The 21,215-nt window shown below is 59.5% G+C and carries 18 protein-coding genes and 4 pseudogenes; 8 read left to right on the top strand and 14 right to left on the bottom strand.

Annotated elements, in window-relative coordinates:
- Positions 1 to 4 precede the first annotated feature (4 nt).
- Both sctJ and AC56QX_RS39110 read right to left on the bottom strand, forming a co-directional pair.
- Complete coding sequence (sctJ, locus tag AC56QX_RS39115; RefSeq protein ID WP_497118605.1) at positions 5 to 871, bottom strand: type III secretion system inner membrane ring lipoprotein SctJ; 867 nt, start codon at positions 869 to 871, stop codon at positions 5 to 7.
- 9 nt (positions 872 to 880) lie between these two features.
- Positions 881 to 1,255 (bottom strand): nodulation protein NolB, encoded by a 375-nt coding sequence (locus tag AC56QX_RS39110; protein ID WP_497118604.1) that lies wholly within the window; start codon positions 1,253 to 1,255, stop codon positions 881 to 883.
- Between the two features lie 305 nt (positions 1,256 to 1,560).
- Here AC56QX_RS39110 and AC56QX_RS39105 point away from each other — a divergent pair, with 305 nt between their 5' ends.
- The 3 genes from AC56QX_RS39105 (at position 1,561) to AC56QX_RS39095 (ending at position 4,905) form a co-directional block, all read left to right on the top strand.
- Entirely contained in the window at positions 1,561 to 2,265 is a 705-nt protein-coding gene (locus tag AC56QX_RS39105; RefSeq protein ID WP_475461241.1) for a secretin N-terminal domain-containing protein, read from the top strand.
- Positions 2,266 to 2,557: 292 nt separating this feature from the next.
- The gene (locus AC56QX_RS39100) at positions 2,558 to 4,396 is read left to right on the top strand and encodes an HrpF/NolX family T3SS translocon protein (RefSeq protein WP_497118603.1); all 1,839 of its coding nucleotides are present in this window, start codon (positions 2,558 to 2,560) and stop codon (positions 4,394 to 4,396) included.
- A 149-nt stretch (positions 4,397 to 4,545) separates the two neighbouring features.
- A complete protein-coding gene (locus tag AC56QX_RS39095) occupies positions 4,546 to 4,905 on the top strand; it encodes a hypothetical protein (protein WP_258581020.1) in 360 nt (119 codons plus the stop codon).
- A 346-nt stretch (positions 4,906 to 5,251) separates the two neighbouring features.
- Here AC56QX_RS39095 and AC56QX_RS39090 read toward each other — a convergent pair whose 3' ends face one another.
- Genes AC56QX_RS39090 through AC56QX_RS39080 form a run of 3 tightly spaced genes read right to left on the bottom strand, consistent with a single transcriptional unit; the run spans position 5,252 to position 8,006 of the window.
- Positions 5,252 to 5,815, bottom strand: a complete 564-nt coding sequence (locus tag AC56QX_RS39090) for a CpaD family pilus assembly lipoprotein (protein WP_258581019.1) — start codon at positions 5,813 to 5,815, stop codon at positions 5,252 to 5,254.
- A gap of 10 nt (positions 5,816 to 5,825) precedes the next feature.
- Positions 5,826 to 7,289 carry a type II and III secretion system protein family protein gene (locus tag AC56QX_RS39085; RefSeq protein WP_416361697.1) on the bottom strand — a complete coding sequence of 488 codons (1,464 nt, stop codon included), beginning with the start codon at positions 7,287 to 7,289 and terminating at the stop codon, positions 5,826 to 5,828.
- A 27-nt stretch (positions 7,290 to 7,316) separates the two neighbouring features.
- Positions 7,317 to 8,006: a response regulator gene (locus AC56QX_RS39080; protein WP_497118601.1), complete on the bottom strand. Its 690-nt coding sequence runs from the start codon at positions 8,004 to 8,006 to the stop codon at positions 7,317 to 7,319.
- 633 nt (positions 8,007 to 8,639) lie between these two features.
- Between AC56QX_RS39080 and AC56QX_RS39075 the strand changes: the two are divergent.
- A pseudogene (locus AC56QX_RS39075) lies at positions 8,640 to 8,965 on the top strand (radical SAM protein); the annotation flags it as partial.
- Between the two features lie 916 nt (positions 8,966 to 9,881).
- Here AC56QX_RS39075 and AC56QX_RS39070 read toward each other — a convergent pair.
- Together AC56QX_RS39070 and AC56QX_RS39065 are read right to left on the bottom strand one after the other, a co-directional pair.
- The gene (locus AC56QX_RS39070; RefSeq protein WP_497118600.1) at positions 9,882 to 11,036 is read right to left on the bottom strand and encodes a porin; all 1,155 of its coding nucleotides are present in this window, start codon (positions 11,034 to 11,036) and stop codon (positions 9,882 to 9,884) included.
- A 1,319-nt stretch (positions 11,037 to 12,355) separates the two neighbouring features.
- A pseudogene (locus tag AC56QX_RS39065) lies at positions 12,356 to 12,778 on the bottom strand (transposase); the annotation flags it as partial.
- Positions 12,779 to 12,831: 53 nt separating this feature from the next.
- On the opposite strand from AC56QX_RS39065, the gene AC56QX_RS39060 reads away from it, so the two are divergent.
- A complete protein-coding gene (locus AC56QX_RS39060) occupies positions 12,832 to 13,815 on the top strand; it encodes an IS5 family transposase (RefSeq protein WP_497118599.1) in 984 nt (327 codons plus the stop codon).
- Between the two features lie 95 nt (positions 13,816 to 13,910).
- Positions 13,911 to 14,474, top strand: coding sequence for a hypothetical protein (locus tag AC56QX_RS39055; protein WP_497118598.1), 564 nt, complete (start codon positions 13,911 to 13,913; stop codon positions 14,472 to 14,474).
- 603 nt (positions 14,475 to 15,077) lie between these two features.
- Here the strand turns inward: AC56QX_RS39055 and AC56QX_RS39050 are convergent.
- Positions 15,078 to 15,287 (bottom strand): annotated as a pseudogene (locus AC56QX_RS39050) (transposase domain-containing protein); the annotation flags it as partial.
- Between the two features lie 2 nt (positions 15,288 to 15,289).
- Entirely contained in the window at positions 15,290 to 15,607 is a 318-nt protein-coding gene (locus tag AC56QX_RS39045) for a hypothetical protein (protein WP_497118597.1), read from the bottom strand.
- Between AC56QX_RS39045 and AC56QX_RS39040 the strand changes: the two genes are divergently transcribed.
- Entirely contained in the window at positions 15,606 to 15,791 is a 186-nt protein-coding gene (locus tag AC56QX_RS39040; protein ID WP_497118596.1) for a hypothetical protein, read from the top strand. The two genes, AC56QX_RS39045 and AC56QX_RS39040, sit on opposite strands and share 2 nt — an antisense overlap.
- Positions 15,778 to 16,347 (top strand): annotated as a pseudogene (locus AC56QX_RS39035) (recombinase family protein); the annotation flags it as partial. The gene AC56QX_RS39040 and the pseudogene AC56QX_RS39035, both read left to right, overlap by 14 nt.
- A 68-nt stretch (positions 16,348 to 16,415) precedes the next feature.
- Here the strand turns inward: AC56QX_RS39035 and AC56QX_RS39030 are convergent.
- From AC56QX_RS39030 to bioD, 5 genes are all read right to left on the bottom strand, one after another.
- Positions 16,416 to 17,405 carry an IS5 family transposase gene (locus AC56QX_RS39030; RefSeq protein ID WP_497118595.1) on the bottom strand — a complete coding sequence of 330 codons (990 nt, stop codon included), beginning with the start codon at positions 17,403 to 17,405 and terminating at the stop codon, positions 16,416 to 16,418.
- Between the two features lie 403 nt (positions 17,406 to 17,808).
- Positions 17,809 to 18,261: an aspartate 1-decarboxylase gene (panD, locus tag AC56QX_RS39025; protein WP_497118594.1), complete on the bottom strand. Its 453-nt coding sequence runs from the start codon at positions 18,259 to 18,261 to the stop codon at positions 17,809 to 17,811.
- Positions 18,262 to 18,327: 66 nt separating this feature from the next.
- Positions 18,328 to 19,311 carry a 3-oxopimeloyl-[acyl-carrier-protein] synthase BioZ gene (bioZ, locus tag AC56QX_RS39020; protein WP_497118593.1) on the bottom strand — a complete coding sequence of 328 codons (984 nt, stop codon included), beginning with the start codon at positions 19,309 to 19,311 and terminating at the stop codon, positions 18,328 to 18,330.
- Positions 19,308 to 20,573 carry an adenosylmethionine--8-amino-7-oxononanoate transaminase gene (locus tag AC56QX_RS39015; RefSeq protein WP_497118592.1) on the bottom strand — a complete coding sequence of 422 codons (1,266 nt, stop codon included), beginning with the start codon at positions 20,571 to 20,573 and terminating at the stop codon, positions 19,308 to 19,310. Before AC56QX_RS39015 ends, bioZ begins: the two co-directional genes overlap by 4 nt.
- The gene (bioD, locus tag AC56QX_RS39010; protein ID WP_497118591.1) at positions 20,573 to 21,208 is read right to left on the bottom strand and encodes a dethiobiotin synthase; all 636 of its coding nucleotides are present in this window, start codon (positions 21,206 to 21,208) and stop codon (positions 20,573 to 20,575) included. Before bioD ends, AC56QX_RS39015 begins: the two co-directional genes overlap by 1 nt.
- Between the last annotated feature and the right edge of the window lie 7 nt (positions 21,209 to 21,215).

Raw genomic sequence — 21,215 nt, 5'->3', positions numbered from 1 at the left:
TCCTCTATGCCGCACGGCCAATGATTTTTTTTCGAATGGCCTCGACAGCGGAAACACCCGAGCGGCCCCCGATCTTGGATAATTCGCCCGATGATTGCCTGCGCCGATGCCGAAGAACACTTGCTAAGAGATAGCACGCCACAGCGAACACAGCTGCGGCAACACCCATCACGATCGCCAGAAGTGGCGCGGGAAAGGATTTAGACGCTTGGGCCAACGCAGTCGCCGGTACGGAGGGTTGCTCATGTACGGACCGCTCCACTGGCACCAAAACCACTTCGACCTTTTCGTAGGACAAGCCTTCGATGCTGTCGGCGACGAGCATCTTTATTTTCGGCAGCAGAACGGAAAGATTTGCTTTGGCGTCGTGCCGAATAAAGACCGAGGCCGAGGATGGCGTGCCGCCCGCTCGTAACAGGTCGTTATTCGGCAGAACGACATGAACACGTACTGAGAAGACGCCATCGATATCGCTGATCGTGCGCGACAACTCTTCGCTCAGAGCATAAACGTAACGGGCGCGCTCCTCGGTCGGCGAGGCAATCAGTCCTGATCCTTCGAATATCTCGCCGATGTTCTTGAAAGACTGGCGCGGCAGCCCCTTGGCATTCAAGAGGTTGATTGAGAAGGCAAGCCGCTTTTCGTCAACCTGGATCGTGCTGGTCCCGTCCTTAGCGGCAACCCGGACCGCGTCAACTCCGTTGTCTATCAGAAGCGCGAGCATCTCATTCGCCTCGCGCTCCTGCAATTGCGCGTAGAGATCGACCTTGCAACCACTCAAGGCGAAGAGAAGTGGCAGCACGACAAAATGAACCGATCGCCGACCAGACGAGCGACTACGCATGATTTCGCCATGGGCTAAGCCAATCATTCGCGCCGTTCATCCTTCTTTTATTAGTTTGTTCACCGATGAGGTGATGCCGCTGACACCTTTGGAAACAAGGGCAACCTGGGTAACGCCGTTGTAGAGATCCCGCAGACCAGCAACCATCGCTTCGAAGTCACCCCCTGCTCGCGGAACGTCCGACGTCCCCGTTGCCCCACCTTCGACCGGAAGCCTCTCAGCCGCACCCGGTAGAGCGCCCTTCGGAAGGACTACCTGATGGTCGGGCGCGGCAGAGGTAACTGCATTGTCCCCGTGCATCGAAGAAATCGCCTGCAGCACGCGGTGTCCCAGTGGACTTGTCTGCGCGGTCGCACGTTGAACATCCAAGGGCGGAGGAACAGGCGCCGCAGCAGCGGTATCGTTTTTCATCGAGGCAGCCGCCTGGGCTAGAGCGTGGTCAAACTGGGCCTGCTCGCCGAATGACGGTGAGCCAACCCTGGAGAGACTGTCAGTAACACTGGCAGGGATCGACGTGACAGGCATCATCATACAAGGACTCGATTGCTTCTCTTTAACGTGTGATGAGTCCAGCCGGTTCATCGCCCGCTGTTGAGTCAATCCCTTAGGGAGGCGAGCTGACGACAAGCTGACGGGAGCGTCGGTTGGTCACTTAAAGTCACTTTGACGACTTTGGTGACTTGTGAAAATTCCATCCTTTGGTTTATCAGGGCGAGATGCCAAGAACGTTCATACGATCCACCATCCTGCACAGCGTGAAAAGACTTCTCTGTGTCGGGTTGTTTCTCTCCGCCGGCATCCAAACAACTGTCGGCGCCCCCCTATCGCTTCCCTCGACACCCTATAGGTATACGGTTCTAGATCAGGATCTCACTGCCGCGTTGCAGGAATTCGGCAACAACCTGAACATCAGGGTCAATATCAGCGCCGAGGTGAAGGGGCGGATTCGCGGGCGTATGCCGGATTTACCACCGCGCGAGTTCCTGGACCGCTTGACCAACCTGTACCATCTCCAATGGTACTATGATGGGCTTGTGCTCTATGTGTCCGCTGCAAAAGAAGCGCAAACTCGGATGCTTGTGCTCACTTCGGTTCGTTTCGATGCCTTCAACGGCGCCCTCGATAGGCTTGGCATCTCCGATGACCGCTATGTAGTGAGACCCACGCCCGGAAATGGCCTCGTCCTTGTTTCCGGCCCACCGCGCTTCATCGCGCTCGTGGAGCAGACGTTCAACGGCCTTGTGGCCGAGGCGCAGGCGCAGCCTCACGTCGCTGAGACGCCGCCAAGGGAATCGGTACTGATATTGTTTCGGGGTTCCTCCACCACGGTCGTCCGTAACGGACAACCGGAAGTCTCTTATTCTTCTGACGTGCCGCAACCGGATAGCGTTGCAGGGAAGCCTGAGCTGAGCCAGAGATGACATCTAAGGAGACGCCGCAGCTTCTGGAGAAATCATCACGTCGGCCGCTCATGATTGGGAATTCTTCTGAAATTCGTCAGTTTCTCGAAAGCTAAGCCGCTCATGATGGGAATCGGAAGCCCCATGTCGCTGGCTTTTGGCTGGAATTGACCTTGGGGCTAACAACGAGCGGAGCAATTAAAGGCACTGCTAGGGGCCATTTTGGCGACCGGCCAACGCTCGGAACGTTCGTGAAACATTGGCTTGCATGAGGCCTTTGTTGGGATTTCAACGTCACGTCTGAGGATGCACAATGTCGGCCAGCAACCTTTCATCATCCATCACCTCGAATCTCCCACAGCCCGTACAGGCATGGTCGGGCCTAAAGCCTTCTGCCGCGGTATTGCAGACTCAGCAAAGCGCATCGTCCTTCGAGGCAATGCTGTCCACCTACTTGCTCGGAGACATGACCAATCCTGGCGCGCTCCGGGGTCCGCTGGCGCCGGATGTCGAATCGACGTTGGAAGATTTGCGGCAGCACCCATTGGACCTGCTGCCGTCGCATATGAAGGCGGCAATCGAATCGATGGATCAGGCCCCGCAGCCTCCTACGATCGCCTCCGATTTCATATCGCCGGCTCCCGTGCCAAGCTCGAGAATCACGTGGAACGGCGGCTCGCTAACCAAGGCCGAGTTGCAGATCGTGGCAGTGCTGAACCGTCACAAGGACCAATGCCCACTCAGTTGGGAGTCGCTTGGCGATAAAGCCAATGATCCCTCTACGCCGCCGGATCTGAAAGCGGCGATCGAAGGACTGCAGCAGGATCCCGAACTCTTTTACGCGATCGGATCGCAGGGCGATGGTCGCTGTGGAGGCAAGATCACGGCGAACGATTTGTCTGGATTTTCCCACCATCACTCACAAGTTGCCGAATTTCAGGACCAGCAGGCGCAAAGCTACCAGCAGAACTACATTCCATCCGACAGCGCCGGAAATGCTCAGCCTTCGGTCATGACCTTGAGCGATGCATTGCGCGAGCTTTACCGGTACTCCGACGACCTGCCTAAGGATCTAAGCCTGGCTGATTTCAAGCGGATCGTCGACGGCCAAGCGAAAACCGGCAAATGTCCGCCTCAGGTCATTGCGGCTGCTCAACACTTCCTAAATCACCCGGATGCCTGGAAGCAGCTGTGCGGTGGTTCAGATACGGTCCATAAAGACGAGTTCCTCAAAGCCGCTACATCGTCAATGAGCCTCACGCACACCGAGCTGAACACGCTCAAGATGATTAACAGCAATCAGCGCGCCTTCTTTGGGAGCGGTGACCTGACTCGTGACAGGCTGGCGAGCATGGCAGACGACAAGAGCCTCGATCCGAAGGTACGCCAAACGGCCTCGCAGTTACTCTCCGATCCGCTTTTGTTCGGTTTGCTGAACAATTCAATTACGGGCTATAAGACCCACAATGAGTTCTTCGACTTCGGCGGCGGGCATACGGTCGATTCCGGTAACATCAGCAAAAAAGACTTCGCGCAATTCTACGGCAACATGTCTGTTGCGAACAGCACCGTTCAGAAAACGAAAACCCATGTGCCTGAAGCCGCTGCAGAGCAGGAGGCCGTCGCGGACATGATGATGGGTGCGGCGGACCAGCCCGATATCAAGTCTTCCAAAAAGAACGGCGGGGCCTTCATCCACACAGTCGGCGACGTGCTCAAGGTGTACTCGACAGTGGTTGATTGGACTGCGACGGCGGTTGGTCTACTCAGCTTCATTCCGGCCGTGGGCCAAGTGGCCGATCTCGCATCGATGGCGCTTGCGTGCGAGGCGCAAGCGTTGAATGTTGTCCGTACAGCTATTACCGGAGGCAATATGAAGCAGGCGCTGCTAGAAGCTGGCCTCGGTGTCGCAGCGCAGGCGGTCAGTCTTGTCGCCGGCCCCCAGGTCAAACTCGCGATTCGCAACGGGCTCATCAGGAAGGCAATGGAAGAGGCTGCGACGGCCGGCATCAATCTGCCGCTTTCAACGGCGCAAACCTATGCAGAAGAGTATTTGAACAATCTGCAGGCACGCCTGAATGCGGAACCGATCCCCGCCGCAGGTATTCCTAGCCCGATCAGCACGCCGCAATTATCTCAGAACGTGGCCTGATAAACGGATTGCGCTTCCTCGGCGCGATCCCCCATCCTGCCAATCAGCGGCCGCGTAAACTTTGCTGCCGCGGCGCTATCGATCTGACCGGCGCGCCTGGAAGATCGCCAGATCGCCATCTATTCCAAAGTGTCTAGAGCAGGTCCGGCTTGATCCAGCTGACCTGCGCCTTTGAAGTGGTGTCACACCGGGCGGGTGAGAAGGAGAGCTCGACAAAAGAACCCGGCAGAGGGGATTGTGCGCGCCAAAGCAGAGCGATCATCAAGGCCCAATGCGACTTGGGTTTGACAACGCGTTCTCGATTGCGGCAGAAAATTAAGCGTGGCGCCGGCCAGCTCGGGCGCGCCGACGCACGGCGCCATCAAGCTGAGGCGCAGCGCCCGCTGAAGAAAGTGATCCTCCGGCGGCCATGGGGCACCGCCGGCCCCGCAACACTCGCCGCCTGGAGCACGGCGCCGCGCCATCTTGTTCGACACGAACCGGCCAATATTTGGGCGCCTGGCCATTGATCCAAGCGGTGGCACTTCAGGTACGCGAAGCTTAAAACGCCAACAAAGAGTCCGCTCAGTGCGCATGCCATCGTCTTGCCTCAAAAGGTGCCTTGGAGCGGATCCTCTCAACTCCGTTCACACCATCAGCGTGACAGTAGCGGCTGTCTCACCAAGGAAAGTCGCGAGCCTGCAACGTCCACTCAAGTGCGCCCTAGTGTGGTAAGGGGGCAGCTGTTTTCCATCCGGATCGTCGCAGGTCAACGACCTCGATGAGGCGATGATCGTGCGCCAAATCCGATGGGTCCGCGCGTAGGTGCTGGAGCAGCTGCCAGGGTGTACCAGGTAGAGACGAGACGACTTGACATCAGCCGTCATTGCCCTTCGCGAAGGTCCTGTATCTGGCTACTGGTACAGCCGCACGATCACCATCGCTTGGTTTGACAGCCTTGTTGTCGAGCAAATCGCGCGGATCGCTGACCATTGCCGCCAGGTTATGGCGTATCGAACAGCCAAGCGTCTGGTCGAAGGACTTGTCATTGAGTAAAGGGCCGGAATACGAAGGACAAACAGGAGGGCGGGCACGATAGACAATCGCCTCTATTCGCACTGCGCCGCCGTTGGTTTGGTCGAGCAAATGGATGTTGTAGGCGCCGATGCCCATCTGCCTGGCCTCATGGACGGCCTCTGCGCTGAGCCCGAACGCCCCGCTGATAAGGAGGTGAAGGGCATCGCGCCGGCCGTGACTTGCCGTTTCAAGGAAAACGCGCAAACGCCGCCGTTCGGAAGCGCGAAGGCTGTGTAACGTTAGTACGGTGGTCTCCTGCCCGATAAGGATCGGTGCCAATGGCTCGACAATCGGCGCGGTGCTTGTGCAGCCACTTACGCTTACCGTCAGAGTGACCACCAGACTTATGATCCGCAACGTCATTCGTAGACCGCTATTCAATGATAAAGCCGAGGCCGCCCTTAGCGCCTGACGCACCAGTGCGGGGACTAGGGCGCTGGTCTCCTGGCGGACTTGCCAACGAATTCGTCAGAGTGGCCCCCTGGTCCAAAGGCGACCCCATCCGGTCCGTCGGTGCGCTCATCTGGTTGGGGTTCGATCCTGGCCTTACGATGTAAGGCGTCACCAGAATAACCAGTTCCGTCTCTTGCTTTTGAAATGAGGACGAACGAAACAGGGCGCCAAGGATCGGCAACTCGCCCAGCCAAGGAAAAACACTGATATCAGTGTTGACGCTCCGCCTGATGAGTCCACCAATCGCGAAGCTCTGCCCGCTGGCGAGTTCGACGACCGTGTCGGCACGGCGGGTGGAAATTGCCGGCACGGAGATGCCGTTGATTTGAACAGCCCCTTGAGACGATAGTTCGCTGACTTCCGGCTTTACGCGAATATTGATTTGGTCGTTGTTGAGAACGGTTGGCACGAATTCTAGGCTGACGCCGAAGTGACGGAATTCAACCGAGACTTGCCCCTTTTCCTGCAAGACAGGGATGGGAAATTCGCCCCCGGCCAGGAAGCTGGCAGTTTCACCTGACATAGCGGTGAGGTTTGGCTCGGCCAACACGGAAGCGATGTGCTCCTCGGCGAGCGCATCGAGAACCGCGCCGACGTTCACAGCACCATTGTCGAATCCGATTTCTGCTGTACCGCCCCCATTCGCCGCACCAGCGCCAGCACCTTTGCCGCTTAATAGACCCACTTTGAAATTGCCGACTTGACCGAAGGCGGACAGGTTAATGCCGAGTGCCTTCATCGCGCTACGGGAGACCTCCGCTACGCGGACACTGAGGTTAACCTGCAAGGATCCAGCGACCTTGATGTTATTGACGACCTGCGCACCGTCCCCGAGAAATTGCTCAGTAACTCTTTTCGCCGTGTCGACGGTCTCGGCATCGGGCGCTGTACCGCTTAAGATGGCACCGCGCGGCGTATAGCTGACTCGGATCGGATAGTCGCCGACCTGGTCCCTCAACATGGCGCGCAGTTCCCCGATCGGTTGCGTGACGACGATACGAAACTCAGCGAGAGCCTCGCCGTTTTCGTCCAGGGCGAATAGGCTCGTTTGCCCGGATTTCTTGCCAAATACGAAGATGGTTTTACTTGAGGGTGCCTGATAATCGGCGATCGCCGGGTCGGCAACAAAGATAGTCGCGGCTGCCGCGGGCAAATGAACTGTCTTGCCGAGCGAAGAGGAAAGGTTCAGCGTGGCGTTGATGCTGTTGGAAGCGGCACGCGGTGCCGCTTGAACCTGCTTGTTCTGGGCAGTGGCGGGAAGGGGAGAAAACAAAATGAGCGCGCAGAGGACATGGCTCAAGTAGCGCGAAAAAATAGGTCTCTGGCCGACGATGAGCGGCGGCCGCGGATCAGTGCCCGCATGACCAGTTGGAATGATTTTCAAGGCAGTCTTTTCTTTCAATTCGACCAACTATGCGGATGTCGCGCTAGTCGGACATTCGAGAATGTAACCAATGCCGCGCACGGTCTTGATCCGTGGCGTTGCACCTGACCTATTGAGATGTCCGCGTAAGCGATAGATTCCGACTTCAAGCGCGTTGGCAGATACTTCATCGTTGAACGAATAGAGGTGATCTTCCAAGTGCGCACGCGGCACGATGCGGCCTGCACGGTTGAGCAGATGCTCTAGAATACATAGTTCACGGCGTGCGGCCATCAGCGGATGACCAGCAACGGAAACCTGACGGCCGATCGGATCGAAGTGGAGATTGCCAAATACGATGATCGGGTCGGTCATCTGTGTCGACCGGCGCAGAACAGCTCGCATTCTGGCGATGAGTTCGTCCGTAAACACCGGCTTGACCAGAAAGTCGTCCGCGCCACCATTGAAAACCGCAATTCGCTGCTCAAGATGGTCGATGTTGCTCATCACGACGGCAGGAACTGAATGTCCGTCGCTCCTTAGCCGCCTCAGCCAATCCAGACCATCGCCATCCGGCAGAACCAACTCCAGCAGAAGAATTTCATAGCTCGCGCAACAAAATGCACTCGACGCCTGTTCCAGTGTACCAACGACGTCAACGGCGAAACCGCTATCGCCGAGCGCAACTCGCACGGCGCGCGTAAGATCCGCATGATGGTCAACGAGCAGCGTTCGCATTTCATCTCCTATCAAGGTAGGACAGGTGACCGACCGCTATGGGATGGTGCGACAGCAGAAGTCGCGCAACTCGTCGCAGTATTCGTAACCCTCTCTCCGACGGGTAATCGCAGGAGCGTGGAAGCCGCACTCCTGCAATAGGCGGGGATGGAACATGTGAAGACGAGTTGACGGGCCGAAATGCCGCTTGGTCAACCCAAAATGCCACAACTCCGCCTGCAATTTCTCTGTGCATCGTCCACCTACGTGCGGCCCCTGCATTCGTTAGGCCGAGGTCGCCCTCGAGAACCCCATGATTCCGTGGCTACGAAGGGTTAGCTTTCGAGAAGTGACTTGAACAATCGAATGTTCGGATCGTAGGTATACACATAATGGATGCATTCGCATTTCAGCCAGGCGGCGAGTCGCACGCTGCCCTGCCGGTGGCATGATGTGTTCGCACCGAAGGGCGGGCCCGATCAAGCCCATCTAGGGTGACGCGCCGCGGCCAGAGGCTGATGCTCGTGCCGCGGCCGGGAGCTTGCGCTTGGGTCATCAGAGCGTCGAGAGCGGCGATCACTGACCAGGCTGCCGCCCCATCTGAGCGCGGAGAAACCGGCTCTGGTGGTTTCAAGGCGACCTCGGTGACCGTTTCTGACCAGATATCGAGAGGCCCGCCTGCCTTGGTACACCATCTATCCGACTGTGCCGGAGTTCTCCGCGGCGGTCAGTGCCAGGGCTCATGGTGAATGGCTGAGGGACCTGCCGGCTCAGTGTCGCTCTATCTCCACATTCCGTTCTGCCGATCGGTGTGCTGGTATTGCGGCTTCCCTACCACCATCACCCGCCAAGATACGGCGGTGGTGCGTGACGAGATGCGTTTGGCCTCTGAGCAAACACCGCAGCCGCTGCCCGTGAGCGACGTCCATTTCGGCGGCGGAACGCCGACCCTCATCGGGCCAGCGGAGTTCTTGGCTATCCATGTAGTGAGGTCTGCAACAGTTACCGTCCCCTGCTGATAACTGTCATCCTTGCCGCTGCGCCCCCCTGTGTCTTTGCGCGTTCCGCTTTGGCCGCGGAATCTGTATTTTTCGACGGCTCATCAGGCGGGCGGCCCCGCATGGCCCAGCAGCGGAACGCTCGTGATTGCGGCCTCTTTGTGGTGGACGGCACGCGGGCGCTGGTTCGGCGATTGCAGAGCTGGCAGCCAGACCTGCTGGACCTCCACAACCTGGTCGTCAATCATTCGCACGAGAGACAATGATAGAACGGCGCCTTCCTCATTACCTTCCCCAAGATGGCTGCTGCTCGTTGACCGCAGCGACCGGGAAAGGCCGGTTGCTTATCATTGCGACTCAAACGGGGGATACAATGACAAGCCTGCAGCAGAGCTCGCAGCAAGGCGGGCGCCGCCTGGCGCTATGGCTGCCGCGGCGACTAAGATCCGTAGCACTGGCATCGTTCACTGGCACGAACAGGAACGCGGCTGTGTCGTTACCGTCTGATTATGGGCGATGCGCTGGAATGCGCGTAGCGGCTTCTCTGGCCAGCCGATTGTCTCCTACGGCGCGCTGTGCTGCGCAGCGGCCTCCCGAACGGGACGGGCCTCCACGCCGACCGCGTCTTCCGGTTGAGCAGCAAGGGCAAATTCTCACCTGAGTATCGCGCGCAGCAGGAACTTCTGAATGAACCAGTACAGCACCGGTCGTCAAGATCGTGCTGCAAAGCAACCAGAGCAACACGGGGTTTTAGAATTCCTGGGACTGAGCTGTCGCACTATCGGCTGAGATCCCGCAATTTCGAGTTCCTCATGACCCTGCTAACACTCGCTTTCGCTCACACGGACGCGGCAATAGGTCCGCTCAATAGGACACCGAGATGCAGCTTTTCAGTCCGTTAGAATGAGTATTGGAAACGGACGATGCCGCCGACGCTGTTCTTTTTGTCGGCGTTAGTCCAATTCACGTTGGAAGGGTCGACCATGCCGACGCCGAAATTGCCGTAGTGATAATGGTCGACTTCGACCGTCGCTGTAAAACCTGGCACGACCGTATAGGCGACGTTGGCAGCCAGACCATAGTTCTTGAACTGATCGCCCGATAGTCGAAGGTTCAACGACGTCTTCTCGTTTAGCAAATAGGCGCCGCCGACCCAGAAGGCCCAGGTGCCCCCCCACTGCTTGTAGAAACCACGACCGTGGGCGTCGATGAGGTTAGTGGAGTCATCGTTGAGCTTGCCGTTGGAACCGTAGCCGACCATTCCGAATAGGGAAAGTTCGCTGGTGACATTCACGTCAAGGCGGACCTTGCTGGCCACCGACCCGTAATTGCTATCATAAGCGACAACGCCAGTGATCGCGCCCCAGCCTTGCGTATACCGCATGCCGCCGACGACGTGCGGAACATAGCTGTCGATAGTACCGACTGCGCTCGAGCCTTCCTCGAGTGAAACTAAAGTCGAAACGCCATTGCTGGCGTCGAAGTAGTACTGAATTACGTTGGTGTCAGCGTCGCCGTAAGGAGCAAGCTTGCCATTGAGAACGTTGCCGGCGTGGCCAATAAAGGTGTCGAAGGCCGACCAGTCCTTACCAACTCGCAGGCCACCAAGCTGAACCCAGGCGAAAGTCAACATGACCTCACTGTTGATGGCATAGTTCTGAGGACTATCCGGACCCGGATAAAAGTTGCGGTTGCCGAAGTTGAAAAGGGTTTCGGAATAGGTCTTAAAAGTGCCGAGGTCGGTCTCCTGGCCCGTCCAGGTTTTTAATGCCAAGCGCGTGTTGTTCCGCCATGTTCCCCGATCCTCGCCAGTTCTCACAGCTGAAATTCTTGCGCCGTCATTCGAGCCGAGGTCGCCGGCGCCGATGTCATGACGAACATAGCCGCCAATGCGCAGGCAGGTCTCGGTGCCGGGAATGTAGAAGTAGCCAGCGCCGTAGACGTCGCAGATCTTGACGTGTTCAGCGGGTCCCAGCTCGGCGTCGGCGCCGCGCGCACCGGAAATTGCGGTCAGGGCCGCAGCGGAGCCGACAAGAAGGCTATTGATATTCATTCTTGATCTCCATTCAAAGATTAAAAGGGGGCGGGCGACCAAGAATGAGCCCTTCACCAGGCCCATGATCGAAGGAGAATGGCATAGCGCTGCTTCTCCGCCATTATCCGTCACACTGATCTGGGTCGGCGCCCTGCGCTCGACGCTACTCGTCAGCCAAAATTGTTAGTTGGCCCGTGGAATCGCATTTCTGAGCCATGGCCATAGTCATCTCCGCTATTATCGGCAGACCGTCACAACCGCTTTCAGAGTCGATTGTGCAAGTCACGTGCCACGCTGAAGACGTGAGCTGCGCGCTGACCCTCAAATTGGCCAGTCTCATTCGCGTCGCGTTTCTTGTTTTTGGGCGTCAGGCTGAGCACGAAGGGCAAATGTTTGGAATCTGGTTTGTTTGTTCGATATGCGACAGTTTCGTTCAATGGTGACAGCATTTGTTCGGCTTGGAACCTCGGGAGACATCATTCGGCGGAACCGCTCGATGATCAGACGAGACCCCAACGGACCCTGACACAATCCACGAGAAAGGGCGGGCACGCGATTGTCGAAGGACGGCCGGGCCGGTTGGGGCGGAGGACCGCGCCTAGTCAGTATGAAGCCGGCCATGATCGCGTGGAAACCAGTCCGGACAAGGTGGTTTCGCAGGTCTGGGAAGACCGACGCGAACCGTTGTAAACCGACTCTGGATCGCTGGCCGGGATGGCCCGTTCGGTTTTTGCAGCAGCATGCGAATTCTCGGTGCGATTGTTCAGACCGTGTGAGAACGATGTTCGACTTGCGGCACCACCTGGCGCTTTGCCGATGCATCGATCATCGTGCGCCTTGGGCGCGGTCCTTTTATCGGCAATCAGGTAAGCAGGTGCGTGGCAGTTTCGGCATTGCGGCGGCCTCGATAATCCCGTCGCATTCCCGTCCTGATCAACGCGTGACCACGAGCTCATCGAGATGTCAGATGGTCTTTATAAGCCTCAACCAGCAGCCGGCGAGCAAAGTCTCGTACTTCGTCAGGATTCGGCAATGCCGCGCTCCAGCAACGTTACATTTAGGCGCCCGGCTGAAAATGAGAGCGGAAGTACAGCCGAACGGTGTGGGCGATGGTCTCGGGCGGAAGCGACAGCGCCGTAGCTAACCGGCTAGCCGCCTTGATGCACGGCGATCGGCTTTCGGCGGCCTGCCTCGGCGATCTGGCCGCCCTCGGGGTGCATTTTGACAAGCCTCGTCGGGCGCCGGCGATGATCCGTCGTGAAGGCAGGCGGGGTTTGCAGGTTGCGGTCGGCGGGTTCGTTTCGGGGCGCCTGCGCCCCATCGTTATGTCGCGAGTTGGGGATGCGATCGAGGACGATGCGCAGAATACGCTGGTCGGGGCAGGATGTCGGCAGGTGCAGGCGGATTTGCGTTTTCATCTCGACCACCCGCGCGGCGATTTTGATGAGGCGCAATCGCAGCGTGTCGAATTGGGCGACGGCAAAGCTCGAGCGTTTCGGCATCGCAGCGCGCAGGCCCCACATTAGCCAGTAGGCGCCGGCATGCAGGAAGAGCCGGAACTGGTTGGCCGTCGCTCTTGTGCAGGATGTGCGGTCGGCGGCAAGATGCGTCTTCCAGGACTTGATGTGGTTCTCGGCCGCGCCGCGCCGGCAGTAGAGGTCCTCGTAGAGCGCCTTGGCCTTGCCACTGGCCAGATTGGTGACGATGAAGCGGGTGTCGGCTCCTTTGGCGCCGACCAGCGTTGGTGCATGGATCCTTTGTCAACGGTTTGGCGATAGGCAGGCAGGATCGAAATCAGCTTGATGCGAGTGCCATGCCGTACAAACACAACGCAGATCGTCGTCATCACGTCGGAAAGATGAAATTCAGGGTGACGAATTGGCGTGACTACGAAGCAGGTCTGCGCCGGCGTGGTAGCCTGACCTTATGGGTAACGCCGGAGGCACTGGCGGGATGGCGCGCTCCGCGACGCAAGACCCGCGGCGGCCAAGCCCGGTATTCCGATCTCGCCATTGAGACAGCGCTGACGCTGGGTTGCGTCTTCGCAATGCGGCTGCGCCAGACCGAGGGATTGCTCCACTCGCTGCTGGATCTCATGGGGCTGAAAGTCCCAGTTCCAGATCATACGACGCTGAGCCGTCGGGCACAGAAGTGGGAGCCATCAGCCCGACGAAACCCGCCGCTGCCGGACGGCCCGCTGCATGTGCTTGTCGATAGCACGGGATTGAAAGTCTACGGCGCCGGGCAATGGCTGGAGCAGAAACATGGCGCCAGATCACGTCGCAACTGGCGCAAGCTGCATCTGGCAGTGGATGCCAAAAGTGGCGCGATCATTGCCCAAAGGCTGACAGATCAGGACACGGATGATCCTTCCCAGGTGGCACCGCTGCTCGATCAGATCGACGGCGAGATCGACCAGTTCACAGCCGACGGAGCCTATGACGGCAAGCCAACCTATCGGTCTATCCTGCAGCACAGCGCAACCGCGAACATCGTCATTCCACCGCGTTCCACGGCGGTGGAAAGCGGTGATACCGGACCGCCGGGTCAAAGGGACAAGCACATTGCCGCAATCGCAAGCGACGGTCGGCTGAAATGGCAGGCAGCCACCGGCTACGGCAAGCGGGCGCTGAGCGAAACAGCCATCGGACGATACAAGGGGCTGATCGGACGGCGCCTGCGAGCACGCTCTCTTCCGGCTCCACAGACCGAGGTTGCCATCGGTTGCATCGTTCTCAACCGCATGCTGGCATGGGCACGCCCGGAGTCTATCCGGCGTCAAGTCACGCAGGCATAACCAACTACATTAAAGATCGAAATGCGTTCGATTTCATATCCGCGGACCAACGCCGATGGCGGACAATTCACAAACGAGCACAAGGAAATCCTTACATGAGATCCTCACCGAAAGAGACCGCCACCGCGGCCATCCCGATTCATCGAGTGCATCCCCCGTCTTTCTGGAAGGGGATGATCCTTGCTGCGACCGTGATCGTCCTCGTACCGAGTAGTCAGGTTTCGGCTGAGGACAAGGGGCAAACCGTTCACCACATACATCAGGCAGCCTCAGTTGGTTGGGAGAGGAAGAAGATGGAAGAACTTCCGGCGGGAACAAAGTTCAACCACGCTAATAGGGATGGGGTGTGGGGCGGTTCGGGGCAAAGCGGGCACACGGGCGAAGCAATTTGGATGACCTCAGAAAACGATGTAAACGCGGCACGCGGCTATGCAGGTAGTTCTGGAAAGTACTTTGTTATCGAGGCGCAAGAGCCCCTCAAATTAGCCGTCATGGACGAGCAGGGTGATCAAGTGGAACCTGATGAACTAGGCGCATGGGCTACCTTGGCGCAGAGATACGGCTTGGATGGAGTGAAGACGGAATATGGAAGCTCGTACGAGGTGATTTTATTTGACAGAAGCAAGATTGCACCTGTGGAAGAACGTGGTTTCGATTAGCACAGACGCCAGCGCACGACGCCATCGAGATAGGTGCCGTCCTCGTTGAGGCGGATGAAGTTTGCGAGTTCGGTCATGGTCTGAGTCCTGAGTGTGTGTTTCCCGAAGGGAAAGCCCTTTCGGGCGAAGCCTCCCCGGTCTTTCCGGGGGAATGGCGAAAGCCCGCCCCACGGCGGCGGGCGGGACTGTCAAGTGGCGTGGTGCGGAAGGTGGGGGATCTTCTCGGGTCCGCTCGCGGACTGGCGCGGAAGATTTTCCACCTTCACGGGCCGCTTGACCGGCCTGGCCGGCGATGTCATGGCGCGGAAACAAGCAATGTGGCCCGGAGCGGGCCTCAGTGCCGGGTGCGCAAGCAGCCGCTGGACAAGCGATCGTTACCGGGATCGGCGGAGACGGGCGCAGGCCGGCTCCGTGCCCTCGGCATAGAGAGCGGCCACCGGAACGGGCGGTGGCCTTCTCCTGATTCAGTGCCCGTGGAGGACAGTGTCATTCCGCGGCGTTGGTGCACGGATCTTTTATTGGTGTGGTTTAGGGTAAGCGCTCATTTCCATGCGCGTTGACGCGGCCCGTTTGACGGGGTCGCTGTCAGACAGCTGCATCGGATCATGCAGCGGCGGTTTTGGCGAAGTTGAAGGGCAGCAGGTCGGTGATGTCGGCGTCTGTGGCGCGCTGCGGCAATTCGCTGAGGACGTGGCGCAAGTAGGCCAAGGGCTCGACGCCACAGGCGCGGCAGGTCAGCATCAGGCTGTATATGACGGCGCTGGCCCTGGCTCCATCCACGGTATCGCTGAACAGCCAGGATTTTCTGCCGGTGGTCATCGCAGGGTCATTCTGCCCATGTCGGGCAGATGGTAGAGTTTCATTATCGCTGGCATCCATATTATGGCGGCCGTTTTCGGCATGAAGGTCGGGAGGATCGGGCTAACGGTTCGATCATTCGGGTCGAGATTAGGCCGGGTGAGATCATTCAGGTCGCAGAGTGGATGCTGGATCGGGCGTTTTGCGCCGACATGGAGATGGGCGAACCGCGCGTTGCGGTGATTGGACTTGTAGAGCTTCATAGACTGCTTACCGAGCGCGGTTTCAGGCAGACTTCGACGGATGGACTCACGGCCATCCAGGAGGCGCGCCATGAAGGCACTACCACGACCCTCGTCGCCACCGATGCTGACCCAGCAGATGAGCATGCCGCTCGATACGCCGCAGATGCGAGGCCTGAGCGACCCGGAACGAAGCGTTGTTGTCGCCAGGCTGGCGACCCTCCTGATGGCCGCGGCCGGCGTCGCGACGAAGGAGACGAGCGATGACGGGCAATGATCTCCTTCCAGCGACGGTGCTGAAGCGCAAAGCTGTGGTCTACGTTCGACAGTCGACCCCCGGTCAGGTCCAGAACAACCTGGAAAGCCAGCGGCGACAATATGAACTTGTGGATGTTGCGCGCCGCTGGGGATTCCATGATGTCGAGGTGATCGACGATGACCTTGGTCGGACCGCCAGCGGCGCTGTCGACCGCCCTGGTTTCGAGCGACTGGTGAGCGGCCTGTGCACAGGCAAAGTTGGCGCAGTGCTCTGCCTCGACGCATCGCGCCTTTCCCGTAACGGGCGGGATTGGCACCACCTCCTGGAACTGTGCGGCCTGGTTGAAGCGCGCGTCATAGATCTCGACGGGGTGTACAATCCTTGTCGGCCTAACGATCGATTGTTGTTGGGCATGAAGGGCAGCATCAGCGAGTTTGAGCTCGGCATATTGCGAACGCGCATGCTTGACGCGGCTCGCGCCAAAGCGCGGCGGGGGGAACTGCGCCTCAGTGTTCCGATCGGCTATATCTGGCATCGTGAATACGGTCTGGGGCTTGATCCTGATCTTCGGATCTTCGGGTACAGCAGGGCGTTGGTGCATGGGTTCGGACTTGAGCGGATGTCGATCTTTGAAGCGGCAGACTATGCCGTGGCCGCCTTGCGGCGGGCGGATTTCGGGCGTGCGCAGGCAAGCATGCGGTTGAGGACGGCGCAGCCGATGGCGACTTCGGTCTGCTGAACGGGAAGCGACCGTGCCCGCAAACGCCGCCCGATGGTGGACTTGTATCGCCCTATGGCGGTCTCGACCAGCGAGCGTTTGCCATAACCGTTGGAGACCTGCCATTTCATCCGGCCGTCTCTGCCGATTGCGGCGATATGCTGGTCCCTTTGGCCGGCAGGTCTATCGTCGAATGGTTCGACCGCGTTGACGCGAGGCGGAATGACGATTGCGGCGGCAGCGCTATGATCGATGACTGCGTCGTAAGTCGGTTTTCTGTCATAGGCGCCGTCAGCAGTAAACTGTCCGATCGGACCGCCAATCTGGTCGAGTAGTGGCTCAACTTGAGAGACATCGCCAGTGTCCTGATCAGTCAGGGTATGGGCAATGATCTTGCCGCTGTCGGCATCCAGTGCCAGATGCAGCTTGCGCCAACTGCGACGGGATCTGGCGCGGTGCTTCTCCTCCAGCCACTGACCCGCGCCGTAGACCTGCAGGCCGGTGCTGTCGACAAGAACATGCACTGGTCCCTCCGGCGGAACCTGGCGATCATGCCGTTTGTTGGGCGATTGCCATGTCCGCGCCCGACGGCTCAGGGTGGTATGATCGGGGACAGCGAGCGCCAGCCCCATCAGTTGCAGAACCGATTCCAGCAAGCCTTCTGCCTGGCGCAGCCGCAGGCCAAACACAAGGCCCAGCGTCAGGGTGGTCTCGATCGCCAGATCAGAATAGCGGTGCTGGCCGCCACGTGTCTTGCGTCTTGGCGCTTGCCACCTGGACAGGGCTTCCGGCGTCACCCACAGGGTCAAACTGCCGCGATGACGAAGTCCTGCCTCATATTCTGGCCAGTTCGTCACCCTGAACTTCATCTTCTCAATACGATGGCGGCGGCTGGTATTGTGTTTGAAAGGCATGGCTACGCTACAAAGGCTATTGCGGTTACCGCTTGCCTAAACCCACACCAATAAAAGATCCGTGCACCAACGCCATCAGCCATCAGCCATCAGCCATCAGAAAACCTGTGCTTGACGTAACGTAAGGTCCCGTGTTTTTCGCTGTGCATGGAGCGACTTCCAGGCTCGGTCCAGGGTGACTAAAATGAGGGGCAGCGATGGTGGCTGGGGAACCAAACGACGTGCGTGTCAAACGTTGCGGTGGGGGATGGGTCGTTCATGTTGTTGAGGACGGCAAACTGACAGTTCATCGGTTCAAGGCGCAGTCGCCTGCTGAGAATTTCGCCGATGGCCAACGCGCCAGGCTCGGCCTTGCCAGCAGGCCACCAATTGACGAACGCTGATGTCACATGTGCGGCGGGTGTCACGCCCCGGAGACCAGCGCAGGAATAGCCAAAGCCTCATCAGTCTCGTCAAGGATCGAGAAGGTGTAGCGGCCATCTGCGTCAAGATCGACGGAGTAGCTTAGGCGGTCGAGTATGTTGTTGTCCTGGTCGAACGTGACAATCCGCGGCTTCAGTGAGGTAATGTGCGCTTCGTCCAGATAGATGGAGTTGCATACAATGATCTGGTCGTCGGGCTGGCAGGTGCGGGCGGCCGCTCCGTTGAGGATGCAGCATCGTGAGCCGCGTTCGCCGAGAATGACATAGGTCGAGATTCGCGCGCCGGAATTCTTGTTCCATATCTCCACGAATTCCATCGGCAGGATTCCGGCTGCCTCGCAGTGGTCAGGGTCCAGCGTTATCGAACCATGGTAGTTGAGGTTCGCTTCGGTAACGTAGATGCCGTGCAGCTTGCCGGCGAGTACTTTTCGCATTGGTCTGTTGTCCTATCCATCATGAATGACCAGCCCCTGCCGCCCTCGGAGCGCCCAGTTATTCGGCTAAATTCCGACGACGAGCGCGCCGCCGCTGAGACCGGCACCTGCGGCTGCGAGCAGGATTTTCTGGCCCGGCCAAAACGGCTCCGTCTGATGGGCCAGCGACCGCGAGAGTGGGATCGTCGCGGCGGAAGAGTTGCCGTAGTCGGCTATCGTCTTGACGATTGCTTGATCTGCAATGCCGAGGTTTCGCCCGACAGCATCGAAAATGCGGGCATTGGCCTGATGCGGCACGAACCGGTCGATGTCCTGTGGCCGCATTCGGGCAGCAGTGAGCGCGTCCTGCGAGCAGGCAGTCATCATCTCGACCGCCTTGGCGAACACTTCACGGCCGTCGGTGATCGTCATTCGAGTCTGCTCGAGGTCGAGGTCGCCGTGGAACGGCTTATTGCTTCCTCCAGCAGGAATCTGGATCAGCCCGTAGCGCGAGCCATCCGAATCCACCGAGGCACCGAGAATGCCGCGATCGGGGTCCTCGCACGGACCGATCACCAGGGCGCCCGCGGCATCGGCAAACAGGACCGAGCTCGCGCGCTCAGCCGGATTGATGCGGCGGCTGAGGATGTTGGCGGCGATGACCAGCGCCGGTTTGCCATGCAGGCGGGTGAACCCGTCGGCGAACATCAGCGCATAGATGAAGCCGGCACAGGCGCCGGTCAGGTCGACCGCGCCTGCGCGGCCAAGGCCGAGCTTGTTTGCGACCAGCGGCGCGCTGGGCGGCAGAAGGTGGTCGGGCGTCGAGGTGGCAAGCAACAGCAGCCCGATGTCGCTGCGGTCAATACCGGCATTCGCCAGCGCCATGTCGCCGGCAGAGGCGGCAAGGCTCGACAGCGTGTCTTCGTCCGTTGCCCAGAAGCGCGAACGGATTCCGGTACGCCTTTCGATCCAGCCCGGGTCGAGCCCGAGATTGCTCTCGATCTCGGCATTCGCCACTTTGCGCCCAGGCGCATGATGACCGAACCCGAGAATGCGCGACGAACGGCTCATGGCTTTGAGCCGAAGCGTTCGCCGGCTTCCTCGATGGCGTCATAGAGCCCATCCAGTTCCTCGCCGGTGGTGCAATAGGGCGGAAGAAGATAGAGGACATTGCCGAGCGGACGGACAAGCAGGCCGCGCTCGAGGAAGAAAGCGCGCAGCTTCGGCCCGATTTCGGCCAGATAGCCGGCGGAGCCAGTGCGCAGATCGAGGGCGGCGATCGTGCCGGTCGCCCGGCTGTCGGTGAAGTAGGGATTGTGACGAAAGCGTTGAAGTCCGGCATCCTGCATAGCGCTCAACGCCGCGACCCGCTCGGCCACCGGCTCGTCGCGCCAGATCTCGACATTGGCGAGCGCTGCGGCGCAGGCAATCGGATTGGCGGTGTAGGAGCTCGAATGAAAAAAGGTCTTCTTCCGGTCCGTCGAATAGTGGGCCTGGAAAATGGCATCGGTGGTGAGCGTGGCGGCCAGTGGGATCACGCCGCCGGTCAGGCCCTTCGAGGTGCAAAGGATATCCGGTGAGATAGACGCCTGCTCGCAGGCGAACATAGTTCCGGTGCGGCCCCAGCCGGTCATTACTTCATCGGCGATCAGCAGCGTGCCCGATGCCTCGGCGATCTTCTTCAATTCGGCCAGGACCCAGGCCGGATACATCAGCATGCCGCCGGCGCCAAGCACCAGCGGCTCGACGATCAGCGCGGCGGGGTGCCGGTCACGGGAAACTGCCTCGAACCGATCCAGTGTTTCCTGCTCGCGCCCGGCGGCCGGGAAGGGGATGGTGTCGACCTCGAACAGCAAGGGTTCGTAGGCGGCGTTGAACACGCCGCGGGCGCCGACACTCATCGTGCCGATCGTGTCGCCGTGATAGCTGTGCTCCATCACGACGATGCGCGAGCGCGGCGCGCCGATGTTGCGGAAATAGCCGAGCGCCATCTTCAGTGCGACTTCGACGCAGGTCGAGCCGCTGTCTGAATAGAACACCCAGTCGAGACCGGACGGTGCGAGGCCGACAAGCGCCTTGCCCAGGCGTTCGGCCGGCTCGTGGGTGAAACCTGCGAAGATGATCTGGTCGAGGCTCGACGCGGTCGCCTCAATAGCCTTCATGATGCGGGGATGGCGGTGGCCATGGGTGACGACCCACCAGGAGGAAATGGCGTCCAGGATGCGCGTACCGTCGGCGTTGTGGAGATAGGCGCCTTCGGTCAGCACGATTTCAGGAATCGCCGGCTCGAGCGCGTGCTGGGTGAATGGATGCCACACACGGGACTGCGACATCAGTGATCTCCCGTAATCGAGGCGAAGGCGAAGCCGGCAATCATTGCGTCTCTCAGCGTCTTTTCCGTCAGCGGGTCGAGATACGGCAGCCTGCCAAGCTGCGGCACCCCGCCGAATTCCACGATTGTCCGTTGCGTATCGGCCATTTCATCGCCGATGAAGGCGATGCCGGCCAGCGGGATGGAGCGGGCGCGCAGGGCCTCGATCGACAGCAGCGTGTGGTTGATGGTGCCGAGCGTGGTGCGGGCGCACAGAATGACCGGCAGCCGCCATTCAGCGAAGATGTCGATGAACCTTGTCTTTCGATTGAGCGGCACCATCAGGCCGCCCGCGCCCTCGATCACGAGCGGCGCCGGCAGGACGGGAAAAGTAAGATCGGCAGCCTTGATCGCGACGCCGTCGATCTCGGCCGAACGATGCGGCGACAGCGGGCTCTTCAAGCGGTAGGCTTCCGGCAGCACGCGCTCCGAGGGCAAGCCGGCGAGCCGCGCAACCACCTCGCTGTCGGTCTCGCCGCCGAGGCCCGATTGCACCGGCTTCCAGTAGAAGCCGTCGAGCAGGCCGGCGAGCCCAGCCGCAAACACGGTCTTGCCAATTCCGGTGTCGGTTCCGGTGATGACGATGCGTTGGGTCATGCCGCTC

The organism is Mesorhizobium sp. RCAM 06353 (genome assembly GCF_059683585.1).
The sequence above is the reverse complement of the archived record's forward strand: the minus strand, read 5'-3'. Positions and strand labels throughout refer to the sequence as shown.